The organism is Cellulosimicrobium sp. I38E, from assembly GCF_001647255.1.
In the GTDB taxonomy this organism is placed as follows: domain Bacteria; phylum Actinomycetota; class Actinomycetes; order Actinomycetales; family Cellulomonadaceae; genus Cellulosimicrobium; species Cellulosimicrobium cellulans_E.
On the sequence record NZ_LUAZ01000074.1, the window covers coordinates 1 to 10,558 of the forward strand.

The window sequence follows — 10,558 nt, forward strand, 5'->3', positions numbered from 1 at the left end:
GACCCCCTGACCTTCAAGGCCACCGGCCAGGCCCAGGGCCTGACCGTCACCGTCGAGGGCACCACCCTGCACGCCCAGGCCACCCCCGAGGTCCCCAAGGGCTCGGTCGTGCAGGTCCCGATCACCGTCACCGACGGCGAGCACCCCCCGGTCGAGGGCACCGCGACCCTGACCGTCGTGGCCTCCACCCGACCCCTCGCGCGCGCCAACCAGGACACCGTCGACGACGCCCACCAGGGCAAGCCGACCACGGTCCCCGTGCTCGCCAACGACTCCAACCCCTTCCCCGACACCCCGCTGAAGCTCGTCGACGCGGTCGTGGAGACCGGTCAGGGCACACCGAGCGTCGCGGGTGACCAGGTCACGGTGACGCCTCGCGACAACTTCATCGGCGTCATGGTCGTGAGGTACCGGGTGCAGGACGCCACGAAGGATCCCGACCGCGAGGTCGAGGGCCGCATCCAGCTCACGGTGCTCGGCAAGCCGGACGCTCCGGCGACGCCACAGGTCGAGGAGGTCCGGTCGAAGACCGTCGTGCTGTCCTGGGACCCGCCGAACAACAACGGCGCCGAGATCACGGGCTACACCGTGCGATCCCAGAACGGCTACGAGAAGGCCTGCGGCACCACCACCTGCACCCTCGACGGCCTGACCAACAACGTCGAGTACACCTTCACCGTGTTCGCGACCAACGCCGTCGGCGACGGCCCCGCCTCCCCGGCCTCCGCCGTCGCGCGTCCGGACGAGAAGCCCGACCCGCCCGCCGCGCCCACCCTCGAGTTCGGCGACCAGTCCCTCACCGTCACCTGGACCAACCAGACCTACACCGACCGCTCCGCCATCGAGACCGTCGACCTGGAGATCTCGCCGGCGCCGCCGGTCGGGGCCGTCCAGAAGACGGCGCTCACCGGCACCTCCGTGACCTGGGACGGGCTGCAGAACGGCGTGGCGTACAAGGTGCGCGTCCGGGCGAACAACCGCGCCCCGGACCCCTCGGACTGGGGCGAGTACTCGGCGGCGGAGACACCCGCGGGCAAGCCCGCGGCGCCGGGCAAGCCCTCGGCGAAGCGCACCGCCATCGGCGACACGTCGCAGATGCAGGTCTCGTGGGCGGCGCCGGACGACAACGGTGCGGCGATCACCTCCTACACCGTCGAGGCGGTGCAGGGCGGCTCCGTGGTCAGGACCGCGACCGTTGCCGGAGGCGCCACGTCGGCCACCCTCGGCGTGCCCGCCGACACCACCGGCTACACGTTCCGTGTCAAGGCGCACAACAAGGCCACCGACAAGTTCGGCGACGCGGAGTTCTCGCCGGCGTCCGACCCGGTCCGTGCGTTCGCGACCCCGGGCACGGTGTCCAACCTCAGCGCCGACGCGAACGGGACGAACGGCCAGATCCAGCTCTCGTTCGGCGCGGCGTCGGGCAACGGCGTCCGGGCAGAGGAGATCTCCTACCAGTACGACGCGGGCAGCGGCTGGCAGGCGCTCGGCGGCAACAAGATCGTCGGAGGCCTCACGAACGGCACGCCGTACACGATCAAGGTGCGCGCGGTCGCGGGCGTCGACGGCGCACGCGAGCCCGGGGCGGCAGCCAGCGCCAACCGGGAGTCGCCGTACGGCCCGATCCCCGCGCCGGACGTGTCCATGACCGGCGGCGACCAGAGCATCTCCTACCGCTGGTCCACCTCGGACAACGGCCGCGACTACAGCGTGTCGGTCCGCGGCGCGGTGCAGTCCAGCGCGAAGTCGGGCTCGGGCACCCTGAGCGTCGGGTACTCGGCGACGCGCGAGATCTGCGTCAAGGTCACGCCCACGGAGGGTGCGGCGAAGGAGACCTGCCGGTCCGCGACGTCCGACAAGAAGCCCGAGCCCGTGTTCACGGTGAGCAAGGGCAGCAACCACAAGCTCCCCGACGGCAACTGGCCCGGTGTGTGCACCCACTCGTCGTGCGCCGAGCTGTACCTGACCATCAAGGACGGACCGCCGAACACCGCCTTCCGGACCACCTGCTACGGCGGTGGCGACCGGATCGGGTCGGGCAACTACAGCTACGACGCGCAGGGTCGAGCCCTGCGGACCGACGGCAACGGAAACTACTCGGGCGGCCAGCAGTGCGTCTGGGGGCAGCCCGGCTCGTCGGTGCGGATCGACACGACCATCGGGAACACGAACTCCATGACCTGGTACTAGCGGCTCGACGACCCCGAGCACGCCTCCAGCACAGCGAACGGAAAGCGACGAATGACCACCATGACCCCCGAGCAGGCCGCCTGGTTCGCTCAGACCTTCGACCGCCTCGTCGGCAACGTGGGCCAGGCCGTCCTGGGCAAGGCGCACGTGGTGCGCCTGACCCTGACGTGCATGCTCTCCGAGGGCCACATCCTCCTCGAGGACGCCCCGGGCACCGGCAAGACGTCGCTCGCCCGCGCCCTCGCGGCGAGCGTCCAGGGCACGAACAACCGCATCCAGTTCACGCCGGACCTGCTCCCCTCGGACGTCACCGGCGTGACGATCTACGACCAGAAGACCGGGAAGTTCGAGTTCCACCAGGGCCCGATCTTCGCGTCGATCGTGCTGGCGGACGAGATCAACCGTGCGTCGCCCAAGACGCAGTCCGCTCTCCTCGAGGTCATGGAGGAGGGTCGGGTCACCGTCGACGGCGTCGGCCACGAGGTCGGCCGCCCGTTCATGGTCATCGCGACGCAGAACCCCATCGAGCAGGCCGGCACCTACCGGCTGCCCGAGGCCCAGCTCGACCGCTTCCTCATGAAGGCGTCGATCGGGTACCCGGACCACGCGTCGACCGTGGAGATCCTCTCGGGTGCCGCCGTGCGCGACCGGAGCAAGGCGCTCCAGCCGCTCATCACCACGCAGGCCGTGACGGAGATGGCCGAGCTCGCCGCGCGCGTGCACGTCGACGGTGCGGTGCTCGAGTACGTCTCCCGCCTCGCGGAGGAGACGCGCAACGCGCCCGAGGTCCGGGTCGGCGTCTCCGTCCGTGGCTCGCTCGCGCTCGTGCGCTGCGCGAAGGTCTGGGCCGCGGCCCACGGCCGCAACTACGTGCTGCCGGACGACATCAAGGAGCTCGCGCAGCCGGCCTGGGCCCACCGTCTCGTGCTCGACCCGGAGGCGGAGTTCGCCGGCGCGACGAACGAGGCCGTGCTCGGCCGCCTCCTCGCCGACGTCGCGGCGCCGCAGGAGCGACGCTCCGCCTGACCGGAGGCGCGGCGCTCCCCACGCCGCCCGCCCATCCCGCCCGTCCGCGCTGCCGTGCGGACCTCCGACGGCGGTCCGTCCTTCCCCGTACCGATCGAGAGCTCATCGCATGAACGCCTCACACGGCCCCTCGACCGGCCGCCCGAGCGCCAGCTCCGGCAGCCCGCGCGGCAGGACCGGCACGCCACCCGCGTCGTCGGCCCTCGCCGGTCTGCTCCGACCCCTCGCGGCGCCCCTCCGACGGGTCGCGGCGCCCGTCGGACGCGCGCTGGCGCCGGCGGCGCGGGCCGTCGAGCCCGTGACCTCGGCGGTCAGCCCCTTCGGCTGGGCGGCGCTCGTCGTCACCATCGGGGCCTGGTGGGCCGGGCTGGCCTTCTCGTGGCTCGAGCTCCTGGTGGTGGCGGTCCTGCTCACGGTGTCGCTGCTGGCAGCGATCGCGTTCGTGCTGGGCCGCTTCCGCTACGCCGTCGTGCTCGACCTCGCGCAGCAGCGCGTCACGGTCGGCGACCGCGCCGTGGGGCGGCTCGACGTGCGCAACGACTCGGGGCGGCCGCTGCTCCCGTCGGTCATGGAGCTCCCGGTGGGGCAGGGCATGGCGACGTTCCCCGTCCCGCGCCTGCGCCCCCAGGCGAGCCACGAGGAGATCTTCACGGTGCCGACGCACCGGCGCTCGGTGATCTCCGTGGGACCGGTCCGCTCCGTGCGGGCGGACCCGCTCGGCCTGCTGCGCCGGGAGGTCGTCTGGACCGAGCCCGAGGAGCTCTTCGTCCACCCGCGCGTGAAGAACCTCTCGGGCTCGTCCACCGGGTTCCTCAAGGACCTCGAGGGCCGCGTCACGACGGACATCTCCAACTCGGACGTCTCGTTCCACGCGCTGCGCGACTACGTCCCGGGGGACGACCGCCGGCACATCCACTGGAAGACGACGGCCCGCACCGGGCAGCTCATGGTCCGCCAGTTCGAGGAGACGCGCCGGTCGCACCTCGCCGTCCTCCTCTCCACGCGTGCGGAGGACTACGCGCACGACGACGAGTTCGAGCTCGCCGTGAGCGCGTGCGGGTCGCTCGGGCTCCAGGCGATCAAGGAGGACCGTGGCGTCACGGTCCTCGTCAACGACGGCAACCTGCGCGGCGACCACCGCACCCGGCTGCTCGACGACCTCGCGCGCGTCGAGACCCGGGCGCAGCGCACGTCGCTCGTCGACGTCGCCCGCGTCGCCGGCCTGACGATCAGCGACGCGTCCGTCGTGGCGTTCATCGTCGGCAGCAGGGTGACGCCCACCGAGCTGCGGGCGGCGTCCGCCCGGCTTCCCCAGGACGTCCGCGTCATGGCGATCCAGTGCGTCCCCGGGGCCTCGCTCAGCCGGCACGCGATCGCGGAGCTCGTCGTCCTCACCATCGGCGAGCTCGGCGAGCTCCCCCTCGCCCTGCGGAGGCTGAACGACTGATGAGCGCCCCCAGCACCACGACGCGCGGCTCGCGCCGCGCCACCCCGGTCGGCACGCCGGCCCCGTCCTCCGGCACCTCCCAGCGCAACACGACCCGGCTGCGCGGCGCCGACGCCCCGCGGGCGCTCACGGCACTCGGTGCCGTCGACGCGCTCGCGCTGGTCCTCGTCCTCGGCGCGGTCGCGGTCGGGTTCGGGCCCGTGTGGGGGTCGACCGGGTACCTCGTCCCGGCCGCCGGCGGCGCCGTCGTCGGGCTCCTGGTCGCCTGGCTCGGGGCCTGGCGCCGGTGGTCGGCCGCCACGGTGCTCGTGGTCGCGGTCGTCGCCTACCTGCTCCTCGGCGGCGCGCTCGCGCTCCCGGCCGACGCGATCGGCGGGGTCGTCCCGTCGCTCCAGACGATCACCGACCTGCTCCGCGGCGCCGTCACGGGCTGGAAGGAGTTCGTCACCACGGTCCCGCCGTTGCACTCCTTCCCGGAGCTCGCGGTCGTCCCGTACCTCCTCATGCTCGCCACCGCGCTCCTCGCGGGGACGATCGCGTGGCGTGCGCGCCGCGCCGCGTGGGCGCTCGTGCCCGTCGTGGTCGCGTTCGTCGGGGTGATCCTCCTCGGGACCGTCATCGCGGCGTTCCCGGTCGCGCAGGGTCTCGTCGTCGGCGGCGTGGGCCTGCTGTGGGCCGGGTGGCGGGTCACCGCCTCCCGGCTCGGCGCGCACCAGATCACGACAGAGGCGAGCAAGGCCGCGACGCGGCGGCTCTGGTGGCACCGCGTGCGCACGGGCGCCGCGATGCTCGTCGTCGGCGGCGTCGCGGCCGCGTTCGCCGCGCCCGTGCTGCTCCCGGACGAGCCGCGCACCGTGCTGCGCGAGACCGTCGTGCCGCCGCTCGACCTGCACGAGTACGTGAGCCCGCTCACGGCGTTCCGCAAGTACGCCAAGGACATGCGCGAGGACGAGCTGTTCACCGTGCGGGGGCTCCCTGCCGGCGCCAAGGTCCGCCTCGCCGGTCTCGACACCTACAACGGCGTCGTCTACGACGTCTCCAGCGGGTTGCCCGGCTCCGGCGTCTACACGCGCGCGGGCGAGGAGATCGCCACGGTCGCGTCCGGGACGCCGACGCGCGTCGACGTCCAGGTCGGGGAGTACACCGGCGTGTGGGTGCCCGACGTCGGCACGCTCGAGGGCATCACCTACGCGGGCGACCGCGCGCGCGAGCTCGGCGAGACGACGTACTACAACTCGACGACGGGCACCGCGCTGACGACCGCCGGGCTGCGCCCCGGCGACTCGTACACGCTCGACACGCTCGTCACGGTCGAGCCCACCGAGGACGACCTGCGGGCGGGCGCGATCGACCAGTCGATCGAGGTCCCCACCCCGCCCAAGGACGCGCTGCCCGCGTCGCTCGCGGGCAAGGCCGCCCAGTTCATGGGGGAGGAGACCGAGCCCGTCGACCAGCTCTTCGCGCTCCGCGACGGCCTCGTGGCGAGCGGTGTGTTCTCGAGCGGTCTCGACACCCAGCCGCCCTCGCGGCCGGGGCACTCGGCGGAGCGCATCGACACCCTCCTCGCGGACGAGGAGATGGTGGGCGACGACGAGCAGTTCGCCGTCGCGCTCGCCCTCATGGCCAACCAGGCCGGCATCCCGGCGCGGGTCGTCATGGGCTTCTACCCGGACCTGGAGAAGAACCCGCTCGAGCCGGGCGAGCCGTTCACGGCGACCGGGACCGACGTGCACGCCTGGGCGGAGGTGCCGTTCGTCGGCTACGGCTGGGTGCCGGTCACGGCGATCCCCGACGAGGACAACAAGATCCAGCCGGAGCCCAAGAGCCTCCAGGTGCCCAAGCCCCCGATCCTCGAGGACCCGGAGCCGCCGGAGGAGCCTGCCGAGGCCGAGGCGGGGAAGGTCGACGACGAGGAGAAGGAGAAGGCCGAGAGCGACGGCTTCGACTGGGGCCAGGCGGCCCTCGTCGCGGTCGCCGTGGTCGTGCCCCTGGCGCTCCTCGCCCTGCCCGTGATCCTCGTGCTCGCCTACAAGGCGCGCCGCCGGGCCCGACGTCGCGCGGCGGCACGTCCCGTGGACCGGGTGAGCGGCGGCTGGCGCGAGGTCCTCGACACCGCGACGGACCTCGGGACGCCCGTCCCCGCGGGCTCCACACGGCGCGAGGGCGCCGGCCTCCTCTCCCAGGCCTACGGCGCGACGGCCACGATCCCGCTCGCGCACCGGGCCGACGCGACCGTCTTCGGCGAGGGCGAGCCGAGCGAGCAGGAGATCGACGCCTTCTGGGCGGACGTGGACTCCGTCGTCGTGGGGCTACGCTCCTCCGTGAACCGTCGCGCCCGCGTCCGTGCCGCACTCTCGTTGCGGTCCGTGCGCGCGGCCTCCGGTTCCTCGGGTCTGCGCCGGTGGCTGCCCGGCCGCCGCGCCGGCACGAAGGGTGGCGCCGTGCCCCCGGCGGCAGGGTCGCCGTCGGAGCCGACGAGACGACAGGGAGACGAGTCATGAGCGACGTGACGTGCGCCGCCTGCGGGTCCGCGCAGTCCTCGGGGTCCGCGTTCTGCGCGGTGTGCGGGCAGCCGTTCCCCCGGACGGGGCGGCCGGTCGCCGAGCCCGCCGCGGGCCCGGTCGGGAGCGTCCAGGCCGTCGCCGCGCGCGCGGGATCGGACCTCCCGTACGCGGCGGCCCCGCACTCGGCGCCCGACACCACGACGGAGCCCGAGGTGTACGCCGCGACGCAGAAGGCCTTCGGCCAGCCCGCACCCGCGCCGTCGTCGTCGCTGGCCTCCGCCCCGTTCGCCGGGCGGGGTCGACGCTTCCTCGCCTACGTGGTCGACGTCGCGGTCCCGGGCCTCGTCGCGCTGGTGGTCGTCGTCGCGGGTCTCGCGATCGTCGGAGCGCCGCTCGGCAGCGTCCAGGTCGTGACGCAGGACGAGGCCGCCGCGCTGATCGGCAAGATGCTCGTCGTCTACGTGGTGGCCGGCGTCCTGGCCCTCGCCTGGTGGGTCGGCGTGTGGTTCTGGGAGGGCTCGACGGGCAAGACGCTCGGCAACCTCCTGACGGGCATCCGCACGGTCGACGCGGGGACGCGCGAGCCGATCGGCTTCGGCCGGGCCGCGCTGCGCTGGATCATCGTCGGCGTCGTGCCGGCGGGCGGGATCCTCGTGGTCCTGCTCAGCCCGGGCTTCGACTCCTCCGGCCGGTCGCAGGGGTGGCACGACAAGGCCGGCCGCTCCCTCGTGCTCGACGTGCGCGGTGTCGCCCCCGCGTCGCCGGGCGCGGGCTTCGAGGGGGTGGCCTCGCTCGTGAGCGGTGCGCCCGCGGGCGCCGGGTACGGCGCGGCCGGAGGGTACGCGCCGGCGCCCCAGCCCGGCTACGCCCCCGCACCTGCTCAGACGGGCTACGCGCCGTACCCGCCCGCCCCGGTCGGCGGCCAGGGCGCCGCGACCCCGGTCGCACCCGCCTCCCCGGGCGCGTTCGCCCCGGAGGCGCCGGCGGCTGCCGCTCCGGTCCCGGACCCCTGGGCGTTCCCGTCGCCCGCCGCGCCCGCGGGCGGCGGCCTGATCACCGGCGTCCCCGGCGTCGGGGGAGGCCCCGCGCCCGTCGCCGCTCCCGCGCCGCCGACCCCCGCCGCGCCGGTGCCGTCCACGCCGGTGGCGCCGGCGGCGCCCGCCGCGAGGCCCGCCGCCACCGCGCCCGCCGCCGCAGCCACGCCCGAGCCCGCCGAGGCGGAGTGGGACAGCACGCGGATGACGGCGCGGGACGTCCGTGCCATGGACCCCGCGCCCGACGTGTCGGTCGTCATCGAGCTCGAGTCCGGAGAGCGTCGCGCCGTCGACCGCCCGACCCTCCTCGGCCGCAACCCGCAGGCGCCCGACGGCGGCCCGTGGAACCTCGTCGCGGTCGACGACCCCACGCGGTCCGTGTCCAAGACCCACGCCGAGCTCCGGGCGGACCCGAGCGGCCTGTGGCTGACGGACCGCGGCTCCACCAACGGCACCGTCGTCTCGGTGCCGGGAGCCCCGCCGCGCGTCGCCGAGCCCGGGACCCGCGTGCGCGTCCCCGTCGGCGCGACGATCCACGTGGGCGACCGCCGCATCGTCGTCCACCCCGGTGCCGCATGACGACCGAGCTGCCGGCCGAGGTCCACCTCGCCTGGGGCGCGGCGTCGCACCGGGGCGCACGCCGGCTCCTCAACGAGGACCGGTTCCTCGTCTCGCGCTCCGTCTTCTTCGTCGCCGACGGCATGGGTGGTCACGAGGCGGGCGAGGTCGCGAGCACGACGGCCGTCGAGGCGCTCCGGCCGCTCGCCGACCTCGACGTCGTCACTCCGGACGAGGTCCGCGACCGGATCGCGGTCGCGCAGGAGAACGTGCAGGCCATCGTCACCGAGCCCGGCCGGGGGGCGGGCACCACCGTCACCGGCGTGGTGGTCTCGGAGCAGGACGGGAACCCGTACTGGCTCGTCGTCAACGTGGGCGACTCCCGGACCTACCACCTCGCCGGCGGGCAGCTCGAGCAGGTGAGCGTCGACCACTCGGAGGTCCAGGAGATGGTCGACGCCGGGCTGCTGACGCCCGCGGAGGCGCTCACCCACCCGCGCCGGCACGTCGTGACGCGCGCGCTCGGCTCGCGCAACGCCCCGCAGGTGGACTTCTGGTACCTGCCGATCGAGCGGCACGACCGCGTCCTCGTCTGCTCGGACGGGCTGACGGGCGAGCTCACGGACGAGCGGATCGCCGAGGTCCTGCTCGCCACACCCGACCCGCAGGCCGCCGCCGAGCGGCTGGTCCACGAGGCCATCGCGGCCGGTGGCCGGGATAACATCACAGTCGTCGTCGTCGATGCGACGGGCGTGTCCGACGACACGAGCGGCGGGAGCACGACACCGCGCGACCATGCCGGGGCGCCGGGCCCGGCCGTCGACGAGGACACGCTGCCCAGGGATGTTCGTCTCCAGATCGGGGGTCTGACGTGACGCTGCGCTACGTCACGGGAACCGCACGCGCCGTGGTGCGAGGCGGCACGGTCGTCGTGCTGCCGGGTCCGGTGGAGGCCTCGCTCGTCGAGCAGGTCTGGGACCAGCTCGGCACCGACGCAGGGGTCGTCGAGGTGCTCCAGGTCCTCACCGGAGCCTTCGGCTCGAGCCTGCGGACGGTGCCGCCGTTCGTGGTCGCGGTCGTCGCGGACCGTCGCGTCCACGTCGCCGCGCGCGGCCGGGTGACCGTCACCCTCGAGCTCGACGGCGGCGAGCGCGTGCGGGTCGAGGGCGAAGGCGTCACCACCTGGTCCGAGCGCGTCCTGGACGACGTCGTCGAGCTGCTCGTGCGCTCTGACACCGGCGTCGTCGGCACCCTCGACGAGGCGCCGGCCGGGGAGCCTCTGCTCGGGGACGCGGCCACGCTGCCGCTCGTCTCCGGCGTGGTCCTCGCGGGCGCCGTCGCGTGGCCGCTCGTCGAGCGCCCCGCCCGGCCGGCCGCCACGGACCTCCTGGACGACGACGCGCCCGTCGCCGAGCCCGCACCGAGGGACCGGCCCTCCTGGGGCTCGGCCGTCCAGCCGGCGGCCGTGGAGCCCGCGTCCGTTCCCGTGGTGGCCGCGCCGCCGCTCGGCGCGACGCTCCGCCTCCCCGAGGAGACCATCGCGCCCGAGCCGGAGTCCGACGTCCCGACCCCGCCGGTGGTCGCGGACGAGCCCGCGGCGGCGGTCGAGGCGTCCGAGGCCGCCGCGGCTCCGGAGGAGGACGACGACTACTCGCACCTGTGGGGGTCGACCATCCTGCGGACCGTCGAGGACGCGGCGGTGCGCACCGAGGACGACGAGGACCACGACGAGCCCGCACCCCCGGACGCCGTGACCCCGCCCGTCCCGCCGGCCCCGGTCGCGGGGGAGCCGTCCCTGC

General features: G+C 74.6%; 6 protein-coding genes and 1 pseudogene. All 7 read left to right on the forward strand.

What is annotated here, in order from left to right:
* Window positions 1-2,190: fibronectin type III domain-containing protein (locus tag A0J59_RS19305; RefSeq protein ID WP_172820090.1), on the forward strand; the 2,190-nt coding region annotated here is incomplete at its 5' end.
* Between the two features lie 51 nt (window positions 2,191-2,241).
* Window positions 2,242-3,216 carry a MoxR family ATPase gene (locus A0J59_RS19310; RefSeq protein ID WP_047234172.1) on the forward strand — a complete coding sequence of 325 codons (975 nt, stop codon included), beginning with the start codon at window positions 2,242-2,244 and terminating at the stop codon, window positions 3,214-3,216.
* Window positions 3,217-3,325: 109 nt separating this feature from the next.
* Complete coding sequence (locus A0J59_RS19315; RefSeq protein WP_064317172.1) at window positions 3,326-4,663, forward strand: DUF58 domain-containing protein; 1,338 nt, start codon at window positions 3,326-3,328, stop codon at window positions 4,661-4,663.
* Window positions 4,663-7,164, forward strand: coding sequence for a transglutaminase family protein (locus A0J59_RS19320; protein ID WP_064317173.1), 2,502 nt, complete (start codon window positions 4,663-4,665; stop codon window positions 7,162-7,164). The genes A0J59_RS19315 and A0J59_RS19320 overlap by 1 nt, the downstream gene beginning before the upstream one ends.
* Window positions 7,161-8,780, forward strand: a complete 1,620-nt coding sequence (locus tag A0J59_RS19325; protein WP_064317174.1) for an RDD family protein — start codon at window positions 7,161-7,163, stop codon at window positions 8,778-8,780. The genes A0J59_RS19320 and A0J59_RS19325 overlap by 4 nt, the downstream gene beginning before the upstream one ends.
* On the forward strand, window positions 8,777-9,634 hold the full coding sequence (locus A0J59_RS19330; protein WP_064317175.1) for a PP2C family serine/threonine-protein phosphatase: 858 nt from the start codon (window positions 8,777-8,779) through the stop codon (window positions 9,632-9,634). The genes A0J59_RS19325 and A0J59_RS19330 overlap by 4 nt, the downstream gene beginning before the upstream one ends.
* Window positions 9,631-10,558: pseudogene (locus A0J59_RS19335) on the forward strand (hypothetical protein); the annotation flags it as partial. The gene A0J59_RS19330 and the pseudogene A0J59_RS19335, both read left to right, overlap by 4 nt.